The sequence below is a fragment of the Streptomyces sp. NPDC048269 genome (assembly GCF_040652395.1).
GTDB lineage: Bacteria > Actinomycetota > Actinomycetes > Streptomycetales > Streptomycetaceae > Streptomyces.
This window is the reverse complement of record NZ_JBEZLW010000002.1, coordinates 215576-240873: the sequence shown is the minus strand read 5'-3', so window position 1 is coordinate 240873 and position 25298 is coordinate 215576. Positions and strand designations below refer to the sequence as shown.

Below are 25298 nucleotides of genomic sequence, written 5' to 3'. Positions count from 1 at the left end.
AGTTGGGGAGCCCGGCCGCGCCCGCCGTCTGGTAACTATCCGGATCATGGCCCCCACCCGAACGCTGCTCAGCGGCCTCCTCGGCGCCGCCCTGCTGATCCCCGTCCTCCCGGCCGCCACCGCCGCCACCGCCGCCGACGCGCGGACCGTCGATTACCACGGGCTGCGCCTCGCCGTCCCCGCCGACTGGCGGATCGTCGACCTCGACCGCGAGCCCGGCGCGTGCCTGCGCCTCGACCTGCCCACCCTCTACCTCGGCCACGCCGGCACCCAGGCCGAATGCACCGGCCGGGCCGTCGCCGGCCGTGCCGACACCCTGCACCTCGAACCCCTGGACACGGCCCCGCCGCGCGCCGACATCCCGACCGTCACCGTGGACTCCGGCAGCGCCCTGCCCGAGGACCCGACCAAGGCCGACAGCAACGAACTGCGGTACGCCCTGCTCCGGTCCGGGGTCATGGCCACCGTCTCCTACGGGGACGCGCCCGACGCCGTACGCAGGGTCCTGGCGCGCGCCCGCGCCCTGCCCGCCGGCGCCCCGGGAGCACCCGACGCGGTCGCCACCCCCACGCCGCCCGCCGAGCCCGCGCTGGCCACAGGCGGCCCAGGACCCCGCAACGCCCAGGAGCCCTTCACCGGCCAGGGCTTCGACGCCTGTACCGCCCCGACCCAGACGTCCATGGACACGTGGCGGGCCGATTCCCCCTTCGGCGCCGTCGGCATCTACATCGGCGGCCGCGCCCGGGCCTGCGCCCAGCCGCAGCTCACGGCCGCCTGGGTACGCCGGCAGGCCGAGGCGGGCTGGCACCTCATGCCGATCTGGGTGGGCCGCCAACCCTGGAACAGTTCCAGCACCGGCCTGTCCACCGACCCCTCCGAGGCCGACGAGCAGGGCCGGTCCGCCGCCGAAGGAGCGGCGGACGCGGCCGGGTCGCTGGGCCTCGCCGCGGGCACGGTGCTCTACAACGACCTGGAGAACTACACCGACCGGGACACCTGGGACGCCCCCGTCGTCGCCTACCTGACCGGCTGGACGGTCCGGCTGCACGAGCTCGGCTACCGCTCCGCCGCCTACGTCTCGGCGAGCTCCGGGGCCCAGGCGCTGAGCGCCCACCACGACCAGGCCCCCGAGGCCATGCCGGACGTGCTGTGGGTCGCCCGCTGGAACGGCGAGGCCTCCGTCACCGACGCCGACATGGGCCTGCCCGAGGGCACGACCCAGTGGTACGGCCCGCGCCGTGCCCACCAGTTCCGCGGCGACCACGACGCGACCTACGGCGGGGTCACCATCAACATCGACCGCAACTGGGTCGACGTCGATCCCTCCACGATCGGGACCGTCGGCGCCTTCCCGCTCAGCTAGGCCCCTCACCTGCGACGCCCGGCGCCGGATCCTCCCGCGGCGGCTCGTCGTCATCGCCCCGGCGGACCGTGTGCAGGCCGCCCGCCGGGGTCCACGACCGCAGCACCAGGTCATCACCTTCCACGCCGACGTGGAGCACCTCCGTCAGGTCGGCGTGGAAGAGGTGGAAGGGGTGCGGGGTCTCCGTCTCCTCCGCGTACCGGTGCAGCTCGGGCGGGTCCACCAGCTCCACCGCGCGCCCGGAGATCCGTACGTCCCCGTCCGGCATCTCCTCGCCCGCGCCCGGATTGGTGTGCAGGGCGAAGCGCGGGTCACGCTGGAGGTCGCGGGCCTTCATCGAGCCGGGCATCATGCCGAGCCACAGCTCCCCGCCGCGGATGTCGACATTCAGTCCGGCCACCCGGGGGGAGCCGTCCTTGCGGAGCGTGGCCAGCACATGGTGCGGGTACTGCGCGAAGCGGGCCCGGACGGCCGCTGCGAACTCCGGCTCCGCCTTCTCGAACGCTGCCCAGTTGTTCGTCGTCATACGTCCATCAAAGCGTGCGGCTCCGCCGGCAGCCGCTCAGGCGCGCACGACGCCCGCCCCGCGCGCCGCCGCCAGCCAGGCCGGGTACTCGCCGACGAGGCGGTCGTAGAGCTCCGGGTCGGGGACGGCGCGCGGCTGCGGCCCCGCGTGGAAGTAGCCCGCGTTGTCCACCACGCGCCGGGACGGGACGGGCAGTTCGTCCAGGCGGCGCAGGAAGTCGAACTGCGTGCTGCGCGTGTTGCCGAAACCGACGAACTGCCAGAACAGCGGCAGGCGGGCCGCCTTGCACAGGTACTTCTCGGCGGCGAGCTTGTTGATCGGCCCGCCGTCGGTCTGGAAGACCACGAGGGCCGGTTGCGTGGACCCCGCGTCCAGGTAGTGGTCGATCACCGCGTCCATCGCCGCGTGGTAGGCCGTCTTGCCCATGTGGCCGAGCCGGGAGGCGATCTCGGTGACCTTCCCTTCGTGCCCGGCGAGAGTGATCTCCTCCACCGCGTCGACCTCCGTGGAGAAGAAGACCACCGGCACCCGTCCGTCGTCGTCCAGGTGCGCGGAGAGGCCCAGCACCCGGTCGGCGAAGGCCTGCACGCTGCCGTCCTCGTAGTACGGGCGCATCGAACCTGAGTAGTCCAGCACCAGGTAGACGGCCGCGCGCCCGCCCTCCAGGCCGTACTTGCGCAGGGAGACCCCGGCGCTCTTGTAGAGGCTCACGAGCGCCGGAGCCGTTTCCTCCACCTTGCGGAGGCTGATCGCACTGCCCGTCATGCGGCCGAGGTTACGGGAGGCCCGTCGGCGCGCCTACCGGCGCGTGCCGAGCTCCTCGATGTCGTCGAGCATGGCGGCGGCCAGATCGCGTTCGGAGGCGTAGTACCGCTCGGCCCACCTGAGGGTGAGCGTCGGGTACGCCCGGGCCCCGACCGGGGGCACGTCCTCAGCGCGCTCGGCGCCGTCCTCCGCGCGCTCGGCGTCGGCCACCGCGCGGCGTCGCATCTCCTCGGCGAACTCCTGCTGCTGTACGAGGACTTCGCGCATCTGCTCCGGCTCCAGCAGATGGCCCAGCCACAGCCGCAGCATCGGCCCGTGCTTGAGGACGGGCGGGTCGACCGGGGCCTCGCGGACCCACTCCCGGACGGCCGCCATGCCGTCGTCGGTGATCCGGTACACCCGCTTGTCGCGGGCGCCGCTCTCCTGGGCGACCTTCCGCGAGGTGGCGTAGCCGGCTTTCTCCAGCCGCTTGAGCTCGCTGTACATCTGGCTGAAGGACGGGCTCCAGTAGAAGAAGCGCAGTGACCGGTCCGACCGCTTCTTCAGGTCGTAGCCGGAGAGTTCCTCTCCGAAGGAGAGCAGGCCGAGCACCGCCCAGCTGGTCGCGGGGAGCGCGCGCCCGCCCGCCGTGCCCGTCCGGTCGGCGGTCTCGTTTCTGCGCTCGTCTGCCACGCGGCGCAGTCTACGACCGGTCTTCGTCGGCACCCTTCCTCCCTCTCGATATGACTGCTAGAAGTATTCCTATTAGTAATGACCAAGGGAGGCTGGGCCGTGGGTGTTTCCCTCGACGGGAAGGTCGTCGTCATCACCGGCGCCGGGCGCGGGCAGGGCGCGGCCGAGGCCCTGCTGTGCGCGGAGGCGGGAGCACGGGTCGTGGTCACGGACGTACGGGAGGACGAGGGCCGGGCGGTGGCCGCCTCGCTGGGCGACCAGGGGCTCTACGTCCGGCACGACGTGGCCGACGCGGCGAGCTGGGCGGGGGTCGTGCGCGCGGCCGTCTCGGCCTTCGGCACGATCTCGGCGCTGGTCAACAACGCGGCCCTGTGGCGCACGGCGCACGTCGAGCAGCAGCGGCTCGACGACTTCGAGGCGCTGCTGCGGGTCAACCTCCTGGGGCCGTTCCTCGGGATCCAGGCGGTGGCGCCCGTACTGCGGGCGGGCGGGGGCGGCTCCGTCGTCAACATCTCCTCGACGGCCGGCCTGGTCGGGATACCGGGTCACGCGGCGTACGGGTCCACCAAGTTCGGGCTGCGCGGGCTGACCCGGTCGGCGGCGCTGGACCTGGCCGGGGACCGGATCCGGGTCAACTCCGTACATCCGGGGGCCATCGACACGCCGATGGTGGCCGGGGCGGTCGCGGGCCGGGACTGGTCGCACGTACCGCTGGGGCGGATGGGACGGCCGGAAGAGGTCGGGGAGCTGGTCCTCTTCCTCTGCTCGGACGCGTCCTCGTACGTGACGGGCGCGGAGTTCACCGTGGACGGCGGAATGACGACCGCCTGACGGCGGTGCCGCGGGCGGCAGCGGCCGGAGCGGGCGGGCGGGGCGGCCGGATGCGAACCGGCGTCCTCCTGTAGTGGAGCAGGCGCACTGCCTCTGTGCTACGCCCCCGCCCGTGCCTCGGATCCCAGCCGGGCCCCAGGCATGATGTGTTCATGGTCGAACTGACACGGAGGCTGCCGGGGGCGTTGCTCCGCAACTGCCTTCTCCTGACAGCGGAGTTCGGCGCCGTCTGGCTGCTCCGGGGCCCCGGAGGTGCCTGGATCCCGGTCCTGCTGGCCGTCTTCGTCGTCGGCGCCGCCGTACCGCACGGCACGGACGCCGAGTTCATGGCGCGTACCGCCGTCGCGCTCACCGCGGTCGGGGTCGCGGTGCTCGGCGGGATCACCTGGGACCGGTACACCCTCCACGACCGGGGCGAAGAGGTGGCGGTGGTCGCCTCGCGCACGATGGTGGAGGACGGCTCGGGCCACTCCCCGTCGCTGCGCCTGCGTACGGCGGCGGGCCGCGAGCTGCCCGGCCCGGTCTCCATGGACCTCGCGGTCGGCGCCCGCCTCACGGTGACGGCGGACCCCGACGGCCCGGGGTGGTCCGTGGGCGGCCGCCCGGACCGGCCGCTGTGGCAGGCGACCGGCACCGGAGCCCTGCTCCTGCTCCAGACGGCCACCCTCGGGTGGTTCTCCCTGCGCCGCCCCCGGGCCTGAAAACCGCTGGTCAACGCCTTGGCCGGACCTCTAAGGTCGCGGCATGTCCACGACCACTCTCTGGCGCCCCACGGGCCCCGTCGAGCTCGACCTGGTCCGCGCCCTCGACTGGCGTGCCTGGCCGCCGCGCCTGCCCGAGCAGCCGATCTTCTACCCGGTCCTGAACGAGGACTACGCGATCCGCATCGCCCGGGACTGGAACGTCAAGCACGACGGGGCGGGCTTCGTGACCCGGTTCGAGGTCGACTCGGCCTTCCTCGCGCGCTACCCGGTCCGGCAGGCCGGCGGCGAGACCATCCTGGAGCTCTGGGTCCCGGCGGAGGACCTCGACGAGTTCAACGCGCACATCGTCGGCCGCATCGAGGTCGTGCGCGAGTACCGCCCTACTTGATCGTGTACGAGCAGCCCTTGGTGTTCTTGACGCCGTCGCTCTCCGCGACCTGCTTGCCGTCGACCTTGATGACGCAGGGGGCCTGCTGGAGCTTGCCGTCGGGGCCCGTGATCGTGCCCGGAACGACGTTCACGAGGTAGCCCACCTTCTGCTCCGCGGCGGTGAGTTCGACGGTGCCCGTCTTCGTCCACGGCAGGGTCTGCTGCTCGAAGCCGCTGTCGACGCCGCTGTACATGACCGCCGTCCTTCCCGTACCGCCGACCTCCAGGGTCACCTCGTGCGTCGCGCCGCCGGTCTTGGCCGCCGGGGAGGGCGACGCGGGGCTCCGGGACGCCGCGGGCTTCCCGTTGTCCACGGCGCCCTTCGGGGTGTCGCTCCCGCAGCCGGTGAGCAGCGCCACCGCCGCGGCACACAGCGTCATCCCCGTCATCGTCCTGCGCATGGTCCTGTACCTCGTTCTTCGTCCGTCGTCCGTCGCTCGTCGTTCGTCGTTCGTGGTTCGTCGTCGTTCGTTCGAACACGAAGATCCCATCACATCCCGTACGGGGCCCTCATCTTGGCGCCGTAGGGCGTGATCGAAACAATGGCCGCATGACGAAACGCGCCCGGTCCTTCGATTCCGCAGCCGTGCTCTACCAGGCGCACCGCCCCGGGTACCCGGCAGAGCTCTTCGACGCCGTCGAGGAGCTCGCCGGCCGGCCGCTCGCCGGGGCGCGGGTGGCCGACGTGGGGGCGGGGACCGGGATCGCCACCGCGCTGCTGCACGCGCGCGGGGCCGAGGTCGTCGCCGTGGAGCCGGGGGACGGCATGGCCGCCGAGTTCCGGCGGGCGAACCCCGGGATCCCGCTCGTACGCGGGGACGGCGACCGGCTGCCGCTGGCCGACGGGGCGTTCGACCTGCTCACCTATGCCCAGGCCTGGCACTGGACCGACCCGGCACGCTCCGTCCCCGAGGCCCGCCGCGTCCTGCGCCCCGGCGGCGCGCTCGCGATCTGGTGGAACGACTTGGACGCCGAAGTCCCGTGGATCGCGGGGCAGGGCGAGCGGCTCCGCGTCTTCTTCGGGGCCGAGGGGGCCGAGGGGGCCGAGGGGGCCGAGGGGGCCGACGGGGCCGACGGGGCCGACGGGGGCGACACGAACACCTTCCGTACCCTGCCGCGCGGCCTCGGCGGCTTCGCCACCCGCTCCGTGCGGTGGTCCCGGCGCATCCCGCTGGACGACCACCTCGCCAACCTGGCCAGCCATTCCGCCTTCCTGCTCCTCGGCGAGTCCGGAACCCGGGAGTTCACGGACGCCGAGCGGGCCCGGCTGCTCGCGCTCTTCCCCGACGGGTCCGTCGAGGAGCGCTACGTCGTGAGCCTCAGCGTCGCCCGGATGTGAACACCGCTCTCGTCACGCATCACCGCTCTCGCGGCTGAAGGGCTGGGTGAGAACGGCTCCAGGACCGGGGCTCAGGACCGGCCGAAGGACCGCGCGACCTCCGCCCGGCACGCCGAGGGTGTGCCCCACGCGTCGCGCAGCGGGCGGGCCTTGCGCAGCCACAGGGAGAGGTCCAGCTCCTCCGTGTAACCGACCGCGCCGTGCAGTTGGAGGGCCGTGCGCGCCGCGGCGTACGAGGCCTCGCCCGTGCTCAGCTTCGCCGCCGCCACGTCGCCCGGGGTCAGGGTCAGCGCCGCCGCCCAGAGCAGCGGCCGGGCGAACTCCAGACCCAGCAGGGTGTCCGCCAGGCGGTGCTTGACCGCCTGGAAGGAGCCGATCGGCGTCCCGAACTGCGTGCGCTGCTTCGCGTACTCCACCGTCCGGGCCAGCATCGCCTCGCCCACGCCCAGGCACTGGGCCGCTGTCAGCAGCCGGGCCCAGCGCCCGGCCGTCCGCGCCGCCGCCGCAACGGCCGGGCCCGCCGCCAGCAGTTCCCCGCCCCCCGACGGGACCGAGAGCCTGCGGGCCGGGTCCAGCGAGGCCAGCGGCTCGCCCGCCGCCGAGTCCGCCAGGCGGAGCTCACCCGCCCGCGACACCGTGAAGCAGTACGTCGCCGCATCCGCGTCCAGGGCGTACGGACTCCCGTCAGGCAGCGTCAGCGTGGCCGAGGCCTCGCCCGTGACCAGCCCCGGGAGGAAGCGTTTCGCCGGCCCCTCGTCACCCAGCTCGGACAGGAGCACCGACGCGGCCGCCGTCTCCACCACCGGCCCCGGCACCCCGGCCCGGCCCAGTTCCACGAAGCCGAGGGCCAGTTCCAGCGGGAGCGGCCCCGCGCCGTCGTACGGCTCCGGCACGGCCAGCGCGAACAGGCCCGTCCCTGCGAGCCTGGCCCAGATCGCCCGCCCCGGCCCGTGCCCGCCGCCCGCCCAGGCCCGTACCGCCACCGGGACGTCCGCCGAGCCCAGCAGGGAGCGCAGCGTACGGGCGAAGTCCGACTGTTCGTCGGTCGGCAGGAAGCGCATCAGCGGCGGCCCTTCGGAAGGCCGAGCAGCCGCTCGGCGATGATGTCGCGCTGGATCTCGTTGGTCCCCGCGTAGATGGGCCCCGCGAGCGAGAAGACCCACGGCTCGGCCCACTCTCCCCCGGCGAGCTCCGCGTCCGGCCCCAGCAGGTCCAGCGCCGTCTCGTGCAGGGCGATGTCGTACTGGGACCAGAACACCTTGTTCAGGCTGGACTCGGCGCCGATCGTCCCTCCCGCGGCGAAGCGCGAGGCGCCCGCCCAGGTGAACAGCTCGTAGGCGCGCGCCCCGACCACCGCGTCCGCCACCCGGTCCCGCAGCGCGGTGTCGGACGGATGGCCCCGCTCCCGCCACAGGGCGGCGAGCCGGTCCGCCGCCGCCAGGAACCGGCCGGGGGAGCGCAGGGTGAGCCCCCGCTCGTTGCCGGTGGTGGACATCGCGATCCGCCAGCCCTGCCCCGGCTCCCCGATCACGTCCTCGTCCGGTACGAAGACCTGGTCGAGGAAGAGCTCCGCGAAGGCCGGCTTGCCGTCCAGGCGGCCGATGGGCCGCACGGTCACCCCGCGCGCCCGCAGGTCGAACATCAGGTACGTGAGCCCCTGGTGCGGTTTCGGCGCGTCCGGGTCCGTCCGGAAGATGCCGAAGGCGCGGTCCGCGAACGCCGCACGCGAGGACCACGTCTTCTGCCCGGACAGCAGCCAGCCGCCGCCCGTGCGGACCGCCCGTGACGTCAGCGAGGCCAGGTCGGAGCCCGACTCCGGCTCCGACCATGCCTGGGCCCAGATCACCTCGCCGCTCGCCATGGAGGGCAGCACCCGCGCCCGCTGCTCGTGCGTCGCGTGGTCGAAGAGGGTCGGGGCGAGGAGGCTGATGCCGTTCTGCGAGACCCGGCCGGGTGCGCCCGCCGCCCAGTACTCCTCCTCGAACACCAGCCACTTCACGATGTCCGCGCCCCGGCCCCCGTACTCCTCGGGCCAGGACACCACCGACCAGCGGTCCGCGTGCAGGAGCGCCTCCCACTCCCGGTGCGCGGCGAAACCCTCCTCCGTCTCCAGGGAGGCCGGGGGCTCGGCGGGCACGTGGGCGGCCAGCCATGCCCGGGCTTCCGCCCGGAAGGCCTCCACCTCCGCCGTCTGGGTCAGGTCCATCAGGTGTCCGCCTCCTCCACCAGCAGCTTCCCTAACAAGTGTTTGGTAGGTTAACGTACGGCCATGAGCAGCGTCGAGGAGTTCGCATGAACGAGCCCCGGTACACCGCCGGTCACCACCTGCTGAAGGACCGCACCGCCGTCATCACCGCAGCCGCCGGCGCGGGCATCGGCGGAGCCACCGCCCGCCGTTTCCTGGAGGAGGGCGCCCGCATCGTCATCGGCGACGCGCACGCCCGCCGCCTCAAGGAGACCGAGGACGCGCTCGCCGCCGAGTTCGGCGCGGCCCGCATCACCTCCCTGCCCTGCGACGTCACCGACGAGGACCAGGTACGGGCCCTCTTCGCGCTCGCCGAACAGACCCACGGCGGCCTCGACATCGTCGTCAACAACGCCGGACTCGGCGGCACCGCCGCCCTCGTCGACATGACCGACGAACAGTGGTCCCGCGTCCTCGACGTCACCCTGAACGGCACCTTCCGCTGCACCCGCGCCGCGCTGCGCTCGCTCAAGGCGTCCGGCACCGGCGGAGTCGTCGTCAACAACGCCTCCGTCGTGGGCTGGCGCGCCCAGACCGGCCAGGCCCACTACGCCGCTGCCAAGGCCGGGGTGATGGCACTGACCCGCTGCGCGGCGCTGGAAGCGGCCGGGTTCGGCGTGCGGGTCAACGCGGTCGCGCCGAGCCTGGCCATGCACCCGCACCTGGTGAAGGTCACGAGCCAGGCGCTGCTCACCGAACTCACCGCCCGCGAGGCCTTCGGCCGGTACGCCGAGCCCTGGGAGGTGGCCAACGTCATCGTCTTCCTGGCCAGCGGCTACTCGTCGTACATGACGGGCGAGACCGTGTCGGTCAGCAGCCAGCACGCCTAGGACCACAATGGGCGCGTGCCAACCAACAAGCCAGCGAACAAGCCGACCGACAAGCCGGCGAACCAGCCGTCAGCCAAGAAGAAGCCGCAGGTGACGGCCTCGCCCGAGCGGCGCCGTGAACTCCTCGACACCGCCGCCGAGGTCTTCGCCGCACAGGGCTACAACGCCACCACCGTCCGCAAGATCGCCGACGCCGCCGGGATGCTCGCCGGCAGCCTCTACTACCACTTCGATTCCAAGGAATCGATGCTCGACGAGATCCTCTCCGCCTTCCTCACCGAACTGTGGGACGGGTACGACACCGTCCTCGCGGCGGGTCTCGGCCCCAGGGAGACCATCGAGGCCCTCGTCACCGAGTCCTTCCGGGAGATCGACCGGCACCGGGCCGCCGTCGCGATCTACCAGAAGGAATCCCGCACCCTCTCCGCCCAGCCCCGCTTCCACTACCTCTCCGCCTCCCAAGTGAAGTTCGAGAAGGCCTGGCTCGGGACGCTGGAGCGGGGGGTCGCCGCCAAGGTCTTCCGCGCCGACCTCGACGTCCGCCTCACCTACCGCTTCGTGCGCGACACGGTGTGGGTGGCGGCGTCCTGGTACCGGCCGGGCGGCCAGCACAGCCCCGAGGAGATCGCCCGCCAGTACCTGTCGATGGTTCTGGACGGGATCGCCGTACGCACCTGACCCCGACCCGAGGAGTTCCGATGCCCGAGGCATACATCGTCGAAGCGGTCCGCACGCCCGTCGGCCGGCGCAAGGGAGGGCTGGCCGGGGTCCACCCGGCGGACCTCGGCGCGCACGTCCTCAAGGCGCTGGTCGAGCGGTCCGGGGTGGACCCGGCCGCCGTGGAGGACGTGGTCTTCGGCTGCCTCGACACGGTGGGGCCGCAGGCGGGGGACATCGCGCGGACCGCGTGGCTCGCGGCCGGCCTGCCCGAGGAGGTGCCCGGGGTCACCGTCGACCGCCAGTGCGGATCCTCGCAGCAGGCCGTGCACTTCGCGGCACAGGGCGTACTCTCCGGCACCCAGGACCTGGTGGTCGCCGGCGGCACCCAGAACATGTCGATGATCCCGATCGCCTTCGCCTCGCGGCAGGCGGCGGAGCCGCTCGGCCTCACCGAGGGCCCGTACGCAGGATCGGCCGGCTGGCGGGCCCGGTACGGCGACGCCCCCGTGAACCAGTTCCACGGCGCGCAGCTGATCGCCGAGAAGTGGGGCATCTCGCGGCGGGACATGGAGGAGTTCGCACTCCGGTCCCACCAGCGCGCGCTGCGCGCGATCGACGAGGGGCGGTTCGCGCGGGAGACGGTGGCCTACGGGGACGTGACGGTTGACGAGGGCCCGCGCCGGGACACGTCGCTGGAGAAGATGGCCGGCCTCAAGCCGGTGGTGGAGGGCGGCACCATCACGGCGGCGGTCTCCTCCCAGGTCTCCGACGGCGCGGCGGCGATGCTGATCGCCTCCGAGCGGGCGGTACGCGAACACGGCCTGCGGCCGCGGGCCCGCATCCACCACCTGTCGGTGCGCGGCGAGGACCCGATCCGCATGCTGTCGGCGCCGATCCCGGCCACGGCGTACGCGCTGAAGAAGACGGGCATGTCGCTGGCCGACATCGACCTGGTGGAGATCAACGAGGCGTTCGCCCCGGTGGTGCTGGCCTGGCTGAAGGAGACCGGCGCCGACCCCGGGAAGGTCAACGTCAACGGCGGGGCGATCGCCCTGGGCCATCCGCTGGGCGCGACGGGCGTGAAGCTGATGACCACGCTCCTGCACGAGCTGGAGCGCACGGGCGGCCGCTTCGGCCTCCAGACGATGTGCGAGGGCGGCGGCCAGGCCAACGTGACGATCATCGAGCGGCTGTAGCCCGCCGCGGCCCCGTTGCCGACCGGCCCGGCTCCCTCGGCCCGGACGGGCGGGCCCGGGAGCCGGGCGGGGTGCGGGATCGTTCAGGAGGAGATCAGGCCGAAGCCGAGGAGGACGGCGGCCTCCACGCGGACCGAGCCCGGGGAGAGGGAGCCGTCGGATTCGGGGTCCCCGCCCGTGCGGCGGCCGTGGCTGTGGCCGCCCACCGACTCCGGGTCCGCGTCCTCGATGTGGATCACCGGTCCCAGCCGCACCCCGCACGCCTCCGCGTAGACCTCGGCCTTGCGCCGTGCGGCCGCCACCGCCCGGCGGCGGGCCTCGTCACGCATCGCGGGCTTGTCCTCGACCTCGAAGCGCACGGCGTCCACGCGGTTCGCGCCCGCCGTGACGGCGTCCTCGATCAAGAGCTCCAGCCGGTCGAGCGCCGCCGTCTGTACGGTGTACGTGGCCTCGCAGGCGTAGCCGACGAAGGCCCGCTCCGCGCCGTAGCCCTTGAACTGCGAGGTCAGCTGCAGCCGTGAGCCCGACACGTCGGAGTCCGGTATGCCGTGCTCCCGCAGGACGGCACGCAGCCGGGCCACGGCCGCGCCCGCCTCGGCGAAGGCCTCCTTCGGCGTCGGGGCGAGGAGGTCGACCGCCAGGTCCACGTGGGCGAGACGGGGTTCCGCGGACACGTTGCCCGCCCCGAGCACACTGAGCCCCCAGGGCTCTTTGATCGCTGCCATCCGGTGATCCAATCAGCCGCGGGCGGCGGCCGCCAGGGGCTTCGCCCCCGGCACCGGCGCCCGGGCGGACGGGCCCGCAGCAGCTCCGCCGAGGGGGTGACAGAGGGCGCGCGGATACCACGGAGGGCGGAGGTCACACTCCCGTGGGCACACCCCCGGGCAGAGGTGTGCTAGCTTAGAGCTCGTTGCAGTTGTGGTACCCATGAACTTTATGTGCGCCTGACGGGAATGATCCTCAGGCGCTTTTATTGTTTTGCCGGAATCTCCGGATGGGGCCCTTTGCCGCCTATTCAGGAGATTCAAAATGGCACTTGGCACCGTGAAGTGGTTCAACTCGGAAAAGGGCTTCGGCTTCATCGAGCAGGACGGTGGCGGCCCGGACGTCTTCGCCCACTACTCGAACATCGCCACCCAGGGCTTCCGTGAGCTCCAGGAGGGCCAGCGCGTGTCCTTCGACGTCACCCAGGGCCAGAAGGGCCCCCAGGCGGAGAACATCCTCCCCGCCAACTAAGTATTTCAGCTTGCCGGGGTCCGCACCGTGAGGTGCGGACCCCGGCTTGTCTGCTGTTTCGACCTTGTTGTACCTGCCGGTTTCAGGAGGGCATTTCCGCATGACCAGCTCCAGCTCCGCACGACCCAGCCGCCGCCCCACCCGGGGCCGAGGTGCGGCCCAGGGACGTCCGAAGGCTGGCGCGGGACGGCAGAAGTCCGCCCCCGTTGCCCGGCCCCAAGAATTCACCATGCCCGAACCGCTGACCCCCGCGCTCCCGCCGGTCGCCGCGTTCGAGGACATGGACATGCCCGAGGCGCTGCTGAAGACGCTCGCCGCCCAGGGCGTGACCGAGCCGTTCCCGATCCAGGCCGCGACGCTTCCGAACTCCCTCGTCGGCCGTGACCTCCTCGGCCGCGGCCGCACGGGCTCCGGCAAGACGCTGGCCTTCGGCCTGGCGCTGCTGTCCCGCACCGCCGGCCGCCGCGCGCAGCCCAAGCAGCCGCTCGCGCTGGTCCTCGTACCGACCCGTGAGCTCGCACAGCAGGTGACCGACGCCCTGGCCCCGTACGCCACCGCCGTCAACCTGCGCATCGCCACCGTCGTCGGCGGCATGTCGATCAACCGGCAGTCGGGCGCCCTGCGCCGCGGCGCCGAAGTGCTCGTGGCCACCCCCGGCCGCCTGAAGGACCTCATCGACCGCGGTGACGCCGACCTGTCGCAGGTCGCGATCACCGTCCTCGACGAGGCCGACCAGATGACCGACATGGGCTTCATGCCGCAGGTCACCGCGCTGCTCAAGCAGGTCGAGCCCGAGGGCCAGACCATGCTGTTCTCGGCGACGCTGGACAAGAACATCGACAAGCTCGTCAAGATGTTCCTGCACGACCCGGTCGGCCACTCCGTCGACCCGTCGGCCGGTGCGGTCACCACCATGGAGCACCACGTCCTGTACGTCATGGACGAGACCGACAAGAAGGCCGTGGCGACGCGCATAGCCGCTCGCGACGGGCGCGTGATCATGTTCGTGGACACCAAGCGCGGGGTCGACCGCATGGTCAAGAAGCTCCTCGCGGACGGCGTCCGCGCCTCCGGCCTGCACGGCGGACGCTCGCAGCCGCAGCGCAACCGGACCCTCGACTGGTTCAAGACGGGCGAGGTCACCGCGCTGGTGGCGACCAACGTCGCGGCGCGCGGCATCCACATCGACGACCTCGACCTCGTCGTCAACGTGGACCCGCCCACCGACCACAAGGACTACCTGCACCGCGGCGGCCGTACCGCCCGGGCGGGCGAGTCCGGCAGCGTGGTCACCCTGGTGCTGCCCGACCAGAAGCGGGACATGACCCGCCTGATGTCGGACGCCGGGATCTCCCCGCGCACCGCGCAGATCAAGTCCTCCGATGAGGAACTCTCCCGGCTGACCGGCGCCAAGGAGCCCTCGGGCATCCCGGTGGTGCTGGAGGTACCCCAGGCCGCCGCGCCGAAGCCGCGCAGCGGCTCCGGCTCGGGCTCCGGTGCGCGCCGCCGGTCCGGCGGACCCCGTACCGGCTCCGCCACGGGTGGCGCTCCGGCGGCCGGCAGCCGTGGCCGCCGCTCCGGTGGCGGCGCGTCCGGGCAGGCCCCGGCGGCCTCCGGGTCGGGCCAGGCGCGCCGCGGCCAGGGCGGCGGCGCCGCCACCGGCTCGGCCGGCCAGGGACGGCGTACCGGGGGCGGCGCCTCCGGTGGCGCGGCCGCCGCTTCCGCGCGGAGCCGGGTCGGCAGCGGCGGCCAGGGCCGCCGCCGGGCCGTCTGACACCCGCAGGGACGAGACGTACCACGACGCCGGGCAGTGCTTCCCGCACTGTCCGGCGTCGTGCTGTCCGCTAGCGGACCATCTTGTTCTGGAGCCTCGCCAGCGTCCGCAGGTCCAGGCCGAGGCCGTCCGTCAGATAGCCGTAGAAGCTTCCGTAGTCGGCCTCCAGCTGCGCCGTTGCGGAGTCCAGGTAGTCCTGGCGGACCTCCTGGAGCGGGATCAGCAGGTCGGGGTTCTGCATCCGGCCCGACTGCTTGAGACCGGCCCGCACCTGGGCGTCGTACGCGGCGCGGAAGGTGTTCGACGCCAGGTAGTCACGCGCGGCGGCGTCCTCGGGGACGGCCAGCGCCCGCAGCAGTACGTAGCTCATCCAGCCGGTGCGGTCCTTGCCGGACGAGCAGTGGAACAGCAGCGGCCCCTGACCGCCGTCCGCGATCTCCCGCACGGTCGCCGCGAACTGCGCCCGGTTCTCGGGGCTGGTCACGAAGGTGCGGTAGATGTCGCGCATGTAGGCCTCGGCGCGGCCGCCGCCGAGCATCTGCTCCTGCTTGACGGGGTCACCGCTGGAGATCGCGCCGACGAGGGTCCCGTACAGGCCGAGGTCGCTGACCGGGCGGGAGGTGGCGGCGAGCCCCGCGGGCAGCCTGTCGGCGCCGTCGTACTGGAGCTCCATGGGGATGCGGAAATCGACGACCTTCGTGAGGCCGAGACCGGAGACGGTGGTGACGTCGGCCTCGGTCAGCTTGCTCAGTGCGTCGGAGCGGTAGACCAGCCCCTGGCGGACCTGGCCGCCGGTGTACGTGCGGTAGCCGCCCAGGTCGCGGACGTTGACGGCGCCCTTGAGGGGGATCTGGCGGATCGTTTCCGCCTGGAGGTGCCAGGGGTGCTGGAGGTGGAGCTGCCGGGCACTGGCCCCGGCTCCGGGCGCCGCATCCGCGTACGCGGATGCGGGCAGGGTCCCGATGGCGAGGGCGGAGGCGAGGACCGCGGTCGCCAGGCGGATGCGGGCACGGCTCATGGAGGCGACTCCTGTGACGGAGAAGGGGGATCACCCTGGTGGTGGCAGGGCGCGGAGCGAGTGCAGTGACGCGAGTACCTGCTGTGCTTCGGCCATGACGCGGGACACGAGCTCCGCACAGGACGGGAGATCGTCGATCACCCCCGCGACCTGACCCGATGCCATGACACCGAGGTCCGTACGGCCCTCGACCATGGACGCCCTCAGGAGCATGGGGGTGTTCGCGGCGAGCAGGACCTGGCTCCAGGACAGGTCCCTGCCGTGTTTCATCGCGAGGCCGTCGCGCACCATCTGCGGCCAGCTCAGGCCGGAGAGCCTGCGGAAGCCCGCCGCGTGCCGCACCGCCCTGACCAGCGCCCCGGCGCGGCCCGCCCGCTCCAGGGAGTCGACCAGCCCGGTGCGCAGCATCCGGTGCGGCAGACCGTCGACGGCCGTGGTCACGGTGACGTCCTTGACGGTGGCCTTCAGGTACTCGGCCTTCACGGCGTCCGGGACGGTGGAGTCCGAGGTCAGCAGGAAGCGGGTGCCCATGGCGATGCCCGCGGCCCCGTAGGACAGGGCGGCGACCAGGCCGCGGCCGTCGCTGAAACCGCCCGCCGCGACCACCGGGATGTCCACGGCGTCGACGACCTGCGGCAACAGCACCGTCGTGGCCACGTCCCCGGTGTGCCCGCCGCCCTCACCGCCCTGCACGATCACCGCGTCCGCGCCCCACGCGGCCACCTTCTCGGCGTGCCGGCGGGCCCCGATGCTCGGGATGACGACCACGCCCGCGTCCTTGAGCCGCGCGATCAGCTCCCGGGACGGCGCGAGGGCGAAGGAGGCGACCCGTACCCCCTCGTCGATGATCAGCTGGGCGCGTTCCGCCGCGTCCCCGGCGTCCGCGCGCAGGTTGACCCCGAAGGGAGTGCCTTCCGGGATGCGGGACTTGACCTCGTGGACCGCCGACCGCAGCTGGTCCACGGTCATCGTCGCCGACGCCAGGATCCCGAGGGCCCCCGCGTTTGCCGCGCCCGACACCAGACGCGGTCCCGCGACCCAGCCCATGCCCGTCTGCACGATCGGGTGCTCCACCCCGACCAGCTTGGTCAATGCCGTCTCCATGGATCAGACCCGCACTTCGCGGTCGCGCAGGCCCCTGGGGTCGACGACCTCGCGGATCAGCCGCAGCTCCTCGGCGGTCGGCTCCCGGGTGTACGGGACCTCGTCCGCGATCGCGAGCTCGAAGCCGGTGGCCTCCCGGACCCGCTCGACGCCGACCCCCGGGTGGAGGGAGGCCAGGCGCATCGAGCGGCCGGGACCGGTGAAGTCGAAGACGCCGAGATCACTGACCACCCGGGGGAGGCGGTGGTAGCGGGTCACCCCGGCCGCCTCCGCGCGGTCGTAACCGACGCCGCTGACCATGTCGACGCGTTCGACGAACACCCGGGTCGAGTGCCGGGGGATCCAGTAACTCACCGGGTTGTTCAAGGTGTTGACGGGTGCGCCGCGCACGCCCAGGAGCTGGCGGGCCGGCCGTGCCCAGTCGCCGATGCAAGAGATGTTCTGGTTGCCGTACCGGTCGATCTGGCTGGCGCCCATCATCACGTGCCGCCTGCCCCCGGTGACCATGGTCAGATGGCGCCGGTACGGGAGCCAGCCCTCGACCGTGCCGTCGAGGCCGACGAGCATCGCTTCGCCGTCGGTCAGGAGCAGGTCGGGGGCGAAGGTCCGCTTCGCGAGCCGGGCCCCGAACGAGGGGATCAGGCCCATCGGGCTGGCGAGCACCTCGCCGTTGTCGCGCCAGGCCTCGGCGCAGGCGATCACACAGTATTCGGCGCGGGTGGTGGTCGCGGTGGTCACTGCTGCTCCTCGTGCCAGGTCCGGACGGCGGACTGGTAGTCGCTTTCGCTCCCGCCGGAGAGGAAGCGGGCGGCGAACTCGGGCCAGGGGGTGGACGCGTAGAGCTTCTGGAAGGCCTCGTCGCGCTCGTGGTCGGGGACGCAGGAGGTGAAGTGCGCGCCGTTCGGGGTCTCGACGACCCCGGTGACCGAGTGGCGGCTGACGAGGAGGGACTGCGGGGGACCGGCCTTGGTGAGCTCGGCGGTCTCGACCAGTTGCTCGCAGGAGACGTACGCGGCGTCGGCTGCCTCACAGAAGAGGTCGTCGAAGTACGGGTCCGGGCCCAGGTACTGGGCGTTGCCGAGGCGGTCGGCGCGGTTCATGTGGACCAGCGCGGCGTCCATGCGCAGGGCGGGGACGGCGACGAGCTCCTCGCCGTCGGCGTAGGGGGAGGTGACGGTCCGCAGCTCCGGGTTGACCCGCATCACGTCGGAGCCGAGGCCGGCCCGGACGGGGAGGAAGGGGAGCCGGTTGGCGGCGGCGTGCAGACCCCACATGAACATGGCCTCGTCGAGCTCGGTGAGGGGGAAGGCGGCGCGCTCGCGGGCGGCCCGGAAGTGGGGCTCCAGTGGGATCGAGTCGAGCGTGGCGAAGGGGGCGACCAGCCTGCCGATACGGCCGGCGGCGGCCAGCAGGCCGACGTCGGGCCCGCCGTAGGAGATCACGGTGAGATCGGTGATCTCGGAACGGAGCAGCGCTCGCACGAGCGCCATGGGCTTGCGCCGCGACCCCCAGCCGCCGATGCCCAGGGTCATCCCGCTGTGCAGCTGCCCGACGACCTCTTCCGGGGTCATGGTCTTGTCGGTCTGTCCTGTCGTGGCGGTCATGAGCGCTGCTCCTTCCCGAAGGTGTCGCGGACGCGGTCGGCGACCCCGCTGAGGTTGGCCTCGAAGGTGAAGCCCTGCTCGAAGCGGTAGCTGCGGCGCACGTCGACGGGGTCGATGCCGTTGATGGCGGCCTTGGCCAGCCGCAGCAGGTAACCGTCCTTCCTCGCGATCTCGGCGGCCAACTCCAGGGCGGCACTGCGTAGTTCCTCGCGCGGGACCACCTTCCAGACCGAGCCGTGCGCGTGCAGTTCGGCGGCGGTCGCGGTGCGCGAGGTGTAGTAGAGGGTGCGCATCAGGTGCTGGGGGACCAGGCGGGCCAGGTGCGTGGCGGCGCCGAGCGCGCCCCGGTCCAGCTCGGGCAGGCCGAAGGTCGCGTCGTCGCTCGCCACGATCGCGTCCGCGTTGCCGACGAGACCGATCCCGCCGCCGAGACAGAACCCCTGTACGGCCGCGACGACCGGCACCTCGCACTCGTACACGGCGGCGAAGGCCTCGTAGCAGCCCCGGTTGGCGCCGATGAGGGAGGCGTGGCCGGTCTCGCGCTGCATCTCCTTGATGTCGACCCCGGCGTTGAAGCCCCGGCCCTCGGCGGCCAGGACGACGCACCGGACCTCGGGGTCGCGTCCGGCTGCGCGCAGGGCGCCGGCGAGGTCGTACCACCCCTGCACGGGAAGGGCGTTGACGGGCGGGAAGTCGACGGTGACAAGTGCGATGCCCTTGCCGGGGCTTGCGGTGGAGACACCCATGAGAGGATCAGCTACCTTTCCACCAAACATTTGTTAGGTGAGGAAGGTAGCAGCCTATGGAGCTCGACGGGAGGGTGGTCGTCGTCACCGGCGGAACCCGGGGCGTCGGCGCCGGGATCGCCCGGTCGTTCCTCGCGGCGGGCGCGCGGGTCGTCGTCTGCGCACGGCGGCCGCCCGCCCAACCGGTGGCGGCGGACGGCCGGAAGGCGTCGTTCGCGGCGCTGGACCTGCGCGATCCGGCGGCGGTGCAGGACTTCTTCGGCTCGGTCGCGGACCGGTACGGGCGGCTCGACTGCCTGGTCAACAACGCGGGCGGGACCCCGTACCGGCGGCTGGGCGAAGGCGAGGGCGAGGCGGAGCGGCACGCGCGGGTCGTCGCGCTGAACCTGGTGGCACCGATGACGGCCTCGCTCGCCGCCTACCCGTGGCTGCGGCAGGCGCGAGGCTCGGTGGTGATGATCGGCAGCGTCAGCGGGACCCGGCCGTCACCGGGGACGGCGGCGTACGGGGCGGCGAAGGCGGGGCTGGAGAACCTGGCCCGCTCCATGGCCGTGGAGTGGGCCCCGGAGGTGCGGGTGAACTCGCTGGTCCTGGGCATGGTGCGGACCGAGCTGTCGCACCTGCACTACGGGGACGCGGCCGGGATCGCGGCGGTGGGCGCGACCGTACCGCTGGGACGGCTGGCGGAACCCTCGGACGTGGGGGAGGCGGCGGTGTTCCTGGCCTCCGGGCGGGCGGGGTACGTGAGCGGGGCGAGCCTGCTCGTGCACGGGGGCGGGGAGCGCCCGGCGTTTCTGGATGCGGCAACTGTCAACAAGGAGAGCTGAGATGACGGGACTGTGCGAGGGCCGGGTCGTGATCGTGACGGGCGCGGGGCGGGGCTTGGGTCGGGCCCACGCGCTGGCCTTCGCGGCGGAGGGGGCGAAGGTCGTCGTCAACGACCTGGGGGTGGGGCTCGACGGGCTGCCGGGACCGGATTCCCCGGCGGCGCGCGTGGTCGCGGAGATCGAGGCGCTCGGCGGGGAGGCGGTGGCGCACGGCGGGGACGTCGCAACGGGCGGGGGCGCCGACGCGCTGGTGGACTGCGCCCTCTCCGCGTTCGGACGAATCGACACGCTGGTCAACAACGCCGGGTTCCTGCGGGACCGGATGCTGGTGAACCTGGACGAGGACGACTGGGACGCGGTCGTGCGGGTGCACCTGAAGGGGCACTTCCTCCCGCTGCGGTCCGCGGCCGCGTGGTGGCGGGCGGAGGCGAAGGCGGGGCGGCCTGTGGCCGCCCGGGTCGTCAACACCTCGTCGGGGGCCGGGCTGCTGGGCTCGGTCGGCCAGGGCAACTACAGCGCGGCCAAGGCGGGGATCCTGGGGCTCACGATGGTCGCCGCCGCGGAGATGGGGCGGTACGGGGTGCAGGTCAACGCGATCGCCCCGGCGGCGCGGACCCGGATGACGGAACGGGCCTTCGCGCAGAGCATGGCCGCACCGGCCGCCGGGGTGTTCGACGCGATGGCGCCGGAGAACGTGTCGCCGCTGGTGGTGTGGCTCGGAGCGGATGCCTCCGCCGGGGTGACGGGGCGGGTCTTCGAGGCGGAGGGCGGACGGATCACGGTGATGGAGGGCTGGCGACCGGGTCCTACGGCGGACCGCGGCGCGCGGTGGACTCCGTCGGAGGCGGGGGAGGCCGCGGCGAAGCTCCTCGCCGCGGCGGAGGCTCCTCAGCCGGTGTACGGCTCCCGCTGACGCCGTCCGGCTCCGTCGGGTCTGCAGGGTCCGCAACCAGGGTCGGCCCGGCCGGGCCCGATGGTGTGGCGCTGCGGGCCGGCTCCGCCGGTCCCGCCAGGTGCGGCGCCAGGATCTGGCCCCGCCGGACGCGGACGGGTGCGGCGCCGTTGCTGGGACTCCGCCCCGGACCCCGCCTCAAACGGCAGGGCTGGGTCGTGTCCGGCGGGGCGGGGGATCGGGCCCCGTCTTGGCGTGGAGCGCCATGGAGCCGACGGGAGGTGGACGGCGTGAGCCGGATCCAGCCCCTCCGGCGTTCGAGGAGCGGGGTGCGGGGCGGAGCCCCGGATCATTGAGCCCCGCCCGGGCCCAGCGGTAGCGGCACCGTCGCCCGGACGGCATCAGCGGATCCAGCCCCGCCGGCGATCGAGGCGCGGGTCCGGGCGGCCCGGAAGGGGGCGGGGCGGAGCCCCGGGGGCCGGGTGGGGGCGGGTCAGGAGTCCGATAGGCGGGCCGCCGCGCGGAGTTGGCGGGTGTTGGAGCCCCGGAGGAAGCGGATCACCGTCTCCAGCTCGTCCGTCGTGAACTCGGCGCACAGCTCCGCCACCTCCCGCGCCCAGTCCTCGAACACCGGCCGAATCGCGTCCAGCCGCTCCGGCCGGGCCTCCACCAGGACGCGCCGCTTGTCCGTGGGGTGTTCGGCCCGGCGGACGAATCCCTTGTGTTCCAGCCGGTCGACCAGACCCGTCACCGACGCCGGGGCCAGCCCCGACAGCTGGGACAGCTCCTTCGCCGTCAGGGGTCCCCGCCGCTGCAGCAGGTCCAGCGTCTTCGTCTCCGTCGCGCTCAGACCCTGCTTCGCGGCCGCCGCCTCGTGGAACACCACCGTCGCTGCGCTGGTCTCCCGGCCGGTCCGGTTGAGCTCCTCCAGAACCTTCGCGCGTCGCGCGTCCACCTCTTCGCCCATGGGGCCAGCCTATCAAGTATTTCGTTCGGACAAACGAAAGACTTGCGATCACGCCTGTCCACGTGCAACTCTTTCGTTCGTCCGAACGAAAGAGTTCTGGAGGCCGTCAATGACCCCGACCCCCTATCCACGCCGCTGGGCCGCCGCCGTCGTCATGATGGTCGCCGCGCTCATGGACCTGCTCGACGTCACCATCGTCAACGTCGCCATCCCCTCCATCGGCCGCGACCTGCACGCCTCGCAGAGCGCCCTGCAGTGGCTCGTCTCGGCCTACCTGCTCGGCTTCGCCGCCACCCTGATCGTCTCCGGCCACCTCGGCGACCGGTACGGCCGCAAAGCGCTCTTCCTTGCCGGGACAGCGGGCTTCGGCCTCGCCTCCCTCGCCTGCGGCGTCGCCCAGAGCCCGGGCCAGCTCATCGCCGCCCGCGCCGCCCAAGGCGTCATGGCCGCCCTGTTGATGCCCCAGGTGCTCGGCTCCTTCCGCACCCTCTTCCACGGCAAGGAGCGCGGCGCCGTCTTCGGGGTGTACGGAGCCGTCGCCGGCTTCGCCTCCGCCGTCGGGCTGCTGCTCGGCGGCCTGCTCACCGACGCCGACCTCTTCGGCTGGGGCTGGCGCTCCGTCTTCCTCGTCAACGTGCCCGTCGCGCTGGCCACCCTCGCCGCCGGCGCGGTCCTGGTCCCCGCCACCCGCGAGCGCGGCGCCGGCCGGCCCGACCTGCTCGGCAGCCTCGTCCTCGCCGCCGGTCTGATCGCCATCGTGCTGCCGCTCGTCCAGGGCGAGGCCAACGGCTGGCCGCTGTGGGGCTGGCTGTGCCTGGCCGCCGGGCTGCTCGCGGTCACCGGCCTCGGCATCCTCGAAGCCCGGCGGCGCGGGGCGACCGTACCGCTGCTGCCCGCCCGCGCGTTCCGGCTGCCCGCCTTCTCCGTCGGCCTCGCCGTCCAACTCCTCTTCGCCGTCGGCATGCAGGGCTTCTTCCTGGTCTTCGCGATCTGGCTCCAGGGCGCCGAGCGCTACACCCCCATGCAGGCGGGCCTCGTCACCGTCGCCTTCTCCGCCGGCGGCTTCCTCACCGCCCCGGCCGCCGACGCCCTGGCCGTGCGCTTCGGCCGCCTTGTCCTCGCCATCGGCGCGCTGATGATGGCGGGCGGTTTCGCCGGGGTCTGGTACGCCGTGGCCCACGCGGGCTCCACGCCCGCCGGTGCCTGGCCGCTCGTCCCCGGTCTGCTCGTCGCCGGCGCCGGGCTCGGCTTCCTCGTAGTGCCCCTGGTGAACGTGGTGCTGTCCGCCGTCCCCGCCGACATCGCCGGCGGCGCCTCCGGGATCTTCTCCACCGCCCAGCAGTTCGGCGGCGCTCTCGGCGCGGCCGTCATCGGCTCGGTCTTCTTCGGCGCCCTCGCCGACGGCGGCCCGACCCACGCCCTGACCACCGCGATGCCCTGGGTGAGCGCCGGATTCCTGCTCAGCGCGGTGCTGTGCCTGGCGCTGCCCCGCACGGCGGTGTCCCCCGTGCCCGTAGCGGCGTAGCGGACGGCCTGTAGCGGCGTATCGGACGGAGGAACGAAGCGGGCCCGGCCCCCTGGCGAGGGGTCGGGCCCGGCTCCGTCACCCGTGCGATGGGATATGACTACCCACTACACCCACTTGCCGAACCGCGTCGGGCCCCTCATGTTGCGACCATTACGGCCGACGCGATTCGAGGCGACGGATGCGGCCGGGGGTCAGGACAGCTTGCCGTCGTAGTCCGGCAGCTTGACCGTGAGCTCGGCGTGGCCGCCGACCAGGTCGCTCTGGTTGTTGCCGATGTTGGCGATGATCGTGTAGCCGCGGGCCTCGATCTCGGCGCGCTTGCCCGACTTGTACGCGCTCACCTCGCCGAACAGGTCGGGCAGATCGCGGACGTAGAGCCCCGAGACCGGGTAGCCGACGGCCTTGAGGTTGCGCTCGGTGAGGGAATACACGATTCCGGGGCGGGCCGTGACGAAGAAGACCGCCACCCCGCGGTCGTTCGCGTACCGGGTCAGCTCGCGGACCTTGGCGATCGCGGGGGTCGGGAAGGTCCAGAACCAGTGGAAGTCCGTCTCCAGCGAGGTGTTGTCGATGTCGAGCACGATCGCGGGCTTCTCCCCGGCGGGGGAGGCCGCGATGCGCCGCTCGATGGCGGGGCGGGCCGCGTCGACCACGGCGGCGACGTCCCGCTGCCAGGTGGCGTAGTCGATGCCCAGGATCGCCGCGTTCCCGCCGGGCGCGGAGGCGGTCGCGGAGGCGGAGGCCGTGGTGGTCGCGGTGACCGGGGCCGCCTCGGCCGCGCTGGCGGGCAGCAGGGTCAGGACGGCGGCCGCGACGGCCGCGCCGGCGGCGGCGGTACGGGTCGTGCGGGTGCGGCGGGTGCTGCGCATGGGGGACGCTCCTCGGTCACGCATTGGCATGTACGCGACCAGGGTTGGCCAGATTCGACCCCATGTCTACTGGCCGGTAGGAAACTTTTCGTGGCCGGGCGATGAATCCCCGTCGATCTTGGTGCTGCGCGGGGGATTCGCGGTCGATTCGCCGTGGAACGCGGGAGATTGGCCGTGGATGCGCCCTACGTATCGCACTCCAGCACCGTGCGGCACAGCCCGCACCGGGCCCGGAGGCGCCCGCGCACCGGGACCCGCAGCCGCTGCCCGCACACCGGACAGGGGAAGCTCACCCGCAACCCCGGCCCGGCGCCGTCCGGCTCGAAGCGGTACGCCGATCCGTCCGCCGGGAGTGCCCCGGTGCGCCGCGCCTTCGCGTACCGCCGCCGTGCCGGCGCTCCGGCGGCCGCGAGCGGGGCCCGGCGCTGCTCCCGCTCGGCCAGGGCGCGGCCGCGCACGTACGCCTCGTACGCCTGCGGACTGGTGAACCACGTGGAGGGGTCCTCGCCGAACAGGGCGGCGCGGCGGGCGAGGACGTAGCCGAACTCCTCCGGGGTGAGGTAGCCGAGCTTCTGGTGGGTGAGCGCGTCCTCGCGGAAGGCGTCGAGCAGCAGCCAGCCGGCGCCGAGGTAGGCGGCGGCGGTGTCGGTGAGGATCTCGTTCTCGGCCGTGGTGGGGAAGCCCAGGTCCAGCCGGTGCAGCAGGACGTGGGTGACCTCGTGGGCCAGGGCGGCGGCAAGGTCGCGCCGGTGCGTGCGGAAGCGGTCGCTGACTTCGAGGAAGTACTCGGGGCCCGCGGCCAGTTCCACCGAGGCCGCGTCCTGCATCGGCCGGAACGCGACCACCACGCGCGCGTCCGGCAGCCGCAGCGCCCTGACCATGGCTGAGGCCAGCCGATGGGCTCCCAGGTGCAGGTCGTCGTCGGCGCCGAAGGCCGCGTCGGCGGGGGCGAGGCTCGTGTCGTAGGCCCGGATCCCGTCGGGGGACAACCGGCGGAACAGTGCCGTGATCGCCGCGCGGACCGTTTCCAGGTGCGGAAATCCGTGCTCGACCGGGCTGCTGTGCCTGCTGTTCTGCGTCATACCGTCCCCAGGGCCGGAAGTTGTCCGAAAACACGTTCTTGATGCCCGCCATACCTCAGATGTGTCATGGACTCGTCATTCACCCGATGGC

At 73.0% G+C, this 25298-nt stretch carries 28 protein-coding genes and 1 tRNA gene; 13 read left to right on the top strand and 16 right to left on the bottom strand.

Annotated features, from left to right (window positions below):
• Positions 1 to 46 precede the first annotated feature (46 nt).
• Positions 47 to 1363, top strand: a complete 1317-nt coding sequence (locus tag AB0D48_RS03255; RefSeq protein WP_362390203.1) for a DUF1906 domain-containing protein — start codon at positions 47 to 49, stop codon at positions 1361 to 1363.
• Here AB0D48_RS03255 and AB0D48_RS03250 read toward each other — a convergent pair.
• From AB0D48_RS03250 to AB0D48_RS03240, 3 genes are read right to left on the bottom strand one after another with little or no spacing between them, the layout of a single operon-like run.
• Positions 1356 to 1889, bottom strand: a complete 534-nt coding sequence (locus AB0D48_RS03250; RefSeq protein ID WP_362390201.1) for a pyridoxamine 5'-phosphate oxidase family protein — start codon at positions 1887 to 1889, stop codon at positions 1356 to 1358. The two genes, AB0D48_RS03255 and AB0D48_RS03250, sit on opposite strands and share 8 nt — an antisense overlap.
• 36 nt (positions 1890 to 1925) lie before the next feature.
• Positions 1926 to 2654, bottom strand: coding sequence for a VWA domain-containing protein (locus AB0D48_RS03245; protein WP_362390199.1), 729 nt, complete (start codon positions 2652 to 2654; stop codon positions 1926 to 1928).
• A gap of 33 nt (positions 2655 to 2687) precedes the next feature.
• Positions 2688 to 3326: a PadR family transcriptional regulator gene (locus AB0D48_RS03240; RefSeq protein WP_362390197.1), complete on the bottom strand. Its 639-nt coding sequence runs from the start codon at positions 3324 to 3326 to the stop codon at positions 2688 to 2690.
• Positions 3327 to 3425: 99 nt separating this feature from the next.
• Here AB0D48_RS03240 and AB0D48_RS03235 point away from each other — a divergent pair, with 99 nt between their 5' ends.
• The gene (locus tag AB0D48_RS03235) at positions 3426 to 4157 is read left to right on the top strand and encodes a glucose 1-dehydrogenase (protein ID WP_362390195.1); all 732 of its coding nucleotides are present in this window, start codon (positions 3426 to 3428) and stop codon (positions 4155 to 4157) included.
• Positions 4158 to 4194: 37 nt separating this feature from the next.
• Here the strand turns inward: AB0D48_RS03235 and AB0D48_RS03230 are convergent.
• Positions 4195 to 4265, bottom strand: a tRNA-Ser gene (locus AB0D48_RS03230).
• Positions 4266 to 4309: 44 nt separating this feature from the next.
• Between AB0D48_RS03230 and AB0D48_RS03225 the strand changes: the two genes are divergently transcribed.
• Complete coding sequence (locus tag AB0D48_RS03225) at positions 4310 to 4858, top strand: hypothetical protein (protein ID WP_362390193.1); 549 nt, start codon at positions 4310 to 4312, stop codon at positions 4856 to 4858.
• Between the two features lie 43 nt (positions 4859 to 4901).
• Positions 4902 to 5249: a hypothetical protein gene (locus AB0D48_RS03220; RefSeq protein ID WP_362390191.1), complete on the top strand. Its 348-nt coding sequence runs from the start codon at positions 4902 to 4904 to the stop codon at positions 5247 to 5249.
• Here AB0D48_RS03220 and AB0D48_RS03215 read toward each other — a convergent pair.
• Positions 5242 to 5691, bottom strand: coding sequence for a hypothetical protein (locus AB0D48_RS03215; protein WP_362390189.1), 450 nt, complete (start codon positions 5689 to 5691; stop codon positions 5242 to 5244). The two genes, AB0D48_RS03220 and AB0D48_RS03215, sit on opposite strands and share 8 nt — an antisense overlap.
• A gap of 149 nt (positions 5692 to 5840) precedes the next feature.
• On the opposite strand from AB0D48_RS03215, the gene AB0D48_RS03210 reads away from it, so the two are divergent.
• A complete protein-coding gene (locus tag AB0D48_RS03210; protein ID WP_362390187.1) occupies positions 5841 to 6629 on the top strand; it encodes a class I SAM-dependent methyltransferase in 789 nt (262 codons plus the stop codon).
• Between the two features lie 71 nt (positions 6630 to 6700).
• Here AB0D48_RS03210 and AB0D48_RS03205 read toward each other — a convergent pair whose 3' ends face one another.
• Both AB0D48_RS03205 and AB0D48_RS03200 read right to left on the bottom strand, forming a co-directional pair.
• Positions 6701 to 7690, bottom strand: a complete 990-nt coding sequence (locus tag AB0D48_RS03205) for an acyl-CoA dehydrogenase family protein (protein ID WP_362390185.1) — start codon at positions 7688 to 7690, stop codon at positions 6701 to 6703.
• Complete coding sequence (locus AB0D48_RS03200) at positions 7690 to 8835, bottom strand: acyl-CoA dehydrogenase family protein (protein WP_362390183.1); 1146 nt, start codon at positions 8833 to 8835, stop codon at positions 7690 to 7692. Before AB0D48_RS03200 ends, AB0D48_RS03205 begins: the two co-directional genes overlap by 1 nt.
• A gap of 86 nt (positions 8836 to 8921) precedes the next feature.
• On the opposite strand from AB0D48_RS03200, the gene AB0D48_RS03195 reads away from it, so the two are divergent.
• From AB0D48_RS03195 to AB0D48_RS03185, 3 genes are read left to right on the top strand one after another with little or no spacing between them, the layout of a single operon-like run.
• Complete coding sequence (locus AB0D48_RS03195; RefSeq protein WP_362390181.1) at positions 8922 to 9704, top strand: SDR family oxidoreductase; 783 nt, start codon at positions 8922 to 8924, stop codon at positions 9702 to 9704.
• A gap of 15 nt (positions 9705 to 9719) precedes the next feature.
• On the top strand, positions 9720 to 10382 hold the full coding sequence (locus tag AB0D48_RS03190) for a TetR family transcriptional regulator (RefSeq protein ID WP_362390179.1): 663 nt from the start codon (positions 9720 to 9722) through the stop codon (positions 10380 to 10382).
• A gap of 20 nt (positions 10383 to 10402) precedes the next feature.
• The gene (locus AB0D48_RS03185) at positions 10403 to 11560 is read left to right on the top strand and encodes an acetyl-CoA C-acetyltransferase (RefSeq protein WP_362390177.1); all 1158 of its coding nucleotides are present in this window, start codon (positions 10403 to 10405) and stop codon (positions 11558 to 11560) included.
• An 83-nt stretch (positions 11561 to 11643) separates the two neighbouring features.
• Here AB0D48_RS03185 and AB0D48_RS03180 read toward each other — a convergent pair whose 3' ends face one another.
• Positions 11644 to 12285, bottom strand: coding sequence for an SIMPL domain-containing protein (locus tag AB0D48_RS03180; protein ID WP_362390175.1), 642 nt, complete (start codon positions 12283 to 12285; stop codon positions 11644 to 11646).
• Positions 12286 to 12589: 304 nt separating this feature from the next.
• Between AB0D48_RS03180 and AB0D48_RS03175 the strand changes: the two genes are divergently transcribed.
• Together AB0D48_RS03175 and AB0D48_RS03170 are read left to right on the top strand one after the other, a co-directional pair.
• Positions 12590 to 12796 (top strand): cold-shock protein, encoded by a 207-nt coding sequence (locus AB0D48_RS03175; protein WP_030707191.1) that lies wholly within the window; start codon positions 12590 to 12592, stop codon positions 12794 to 12796.
• Between the two features lie 100 nt (positions 12797 to 12896).
• On the top strand, positions 12897 to 14570 hold the full coding sequence (locus tag AB0D48_RS03170) for a DEAD/DEAH box helicase (protein WP_362390173.1): 1674 nt from the start codon (positions 12897 to 12899) through the stop codon (positions 14568 to 14570).
• A gap of 70 nt (positions 14571 to 14640) precedes the next feature.
• On the opposite strand, the gene AB0D48_RS03165 is transcribed toward AB0D48_RS03170, so the two are convergent.
• From AB0D48_RS03165 to AB0D48_RS03145, 5 genes are read right to left on the bottom strand one after another with little or no spacing between them, the layout of a single operon-like run.
• Complete coding sequence (locus tag AB0D48_RS03165) at positions 14641 to 15588, bottom strand: tyrosine-protein phosphatase (RefSeq protein ID WP_362390171.1); 948 nt, start codon at positions 15586 to 15588, stop codon at positions 14641 to 14643.
• A gap of 30 nt (positions 15589 to 15618) precedes the next feature.
• Entirely contained in the window at positions 15619 to 16692 is a 1074-nt protein-coding gene (locus tag AB0D48_RS03160; protein ID WP_362390169.1) for a nitronate monooxygenase, read from the bottom strand.
• Positions 16693 to 16695: 3 nt separating this feature from the next.
• Complete coding sequence (locus tag AB0D48_RS03155; protein ID WP_362390167.1) at positions 16696 to 17430, bottom strand: CoA-transferase; 735 nt, start codon at positions 17428 to 17430, stop codon at positions 16696 to 16698.
• On the bottom strand, positions 17427 to 18296 hold the full coding sequence (locus AB0D48_RS03150) for a CoA-transferase (RefSeq protein ID WP_362390165.1): 870 nt from the start codon (positions 18294 to 18296) through the stop codon (positions 17427 to 17429). The genes AB0D48_RS03155 and AB0D48_RS03150 overlap by 4 nt, the downstream gene beginning before the upstream one ends.
• Complete coding sequence (locus AB0D48_RS03145; protein ID WP_362390163.1) at positions 18293 to 19042, bottom strand: enoyl-CoA hydratase family protein; 750 nt, start codon at positions 19040 to 19042, stop codon at positions 18293 to 18295. Before AB0D48_RS03145 ends, AB0D48_RS03150 begins: the two co-directional genes overlap by 4 nt.
• A 56-nt stretch (positions 19043 to 19098) precedes the next feature.
• On the opposite strand from AB0D48_RS03145, the gene AB0D48_RS03140 reads away from it, so the two are divergent.
• Together AB0D48_RS03140 and AB0D48_RS03135 are read left to right on the top strand one after the other, a co-directional pair.
• The gene (locus AB0D48_RS03140; protein WP_362390161.1) at positions 19099 to 19869 is read left to right on the top strand and encodes an SDR family oxidoreductase; all 771 of its coding nucleotides are present in this window, start codon (positions 19099 to 19101) and stop codon (positions 19867 to 19869) included.
• Between the two features lies 1 nt (position 19870).
• Positions 19871 to 20782: an SDR family oxidoreductase gene (locus AB0D48_RS03135; RefSeq protein ID WP_362390159.1), complete on the top strand. Its 912-nt coding sequence runs from the start codon at positions 19871 to 19873 to the stop codon at positions 20780 to 20782.
• 472 nt (positions 20783 to 21254) lie between these two features.
• On the opposite strand, the gene AB0D48_RS03130 is transcribed toward AB0D48_RS03135, so the two are convergent.
• The gene (locus tag AB0D48_RS03130; RefSeq protein ID WP_362390156.1) at positions 21255 to 21728 is read right to left on the bottom strand and encodes a MarR family transcriptional regulator; all 474 of its coding nucleotides are present in this window, start codon (positions 21726 to 21728) and stop codon (positions 21255 to 21257) included.
• Positions 21729 to 21837: 109 nt separating this feature from the next.
• On the opposite strand from AB0D48_RS03130, the gene AB0D48_RS03125 reads away from it, so the two are divergent.
• On the top strand, positions 21838 to 23253 hold the full coding sequence (locus tag AB0D48_RS03125) for an MFS transporter (protein ID WP_362390154.1): 1416 nt from the start codon (positions 21838 to 21840) through the stop codon (positions 23251 to 23253).
• A 194-nt stretch (positions 23254 to 23447) separates the two neighbouring features.
• Here the strand turns inward: AB0D48_RS03125 and AB0D48_RS03120 are convergent, their stop codons facing one another.
• On the bottom strand, positions 23448 to 24125 hold the full coding sequence (locus AB0D48_RS03120) for an HAD family acid phosphatase (RefSeq protein WP_362390152.1): 678 nt from the start codon (positions 24123 to 24125) through the stop codon (positions 23448 to 23450).
• A 185-nt stretch (positions 24126 to 24310) separates the two neighbouring features.
• Complete coding sequence (locus AB0D48_RS03115) at positions 24311 to 25207, bottom strand: hypothetical protein (protein WP_362390150.1); 897 nt, start codon at positions 25205 to 25207, stop codon at positions 24311 to 24313.
• Positions 25208 to 25298 lie beyond the last annotated feature (91 nt).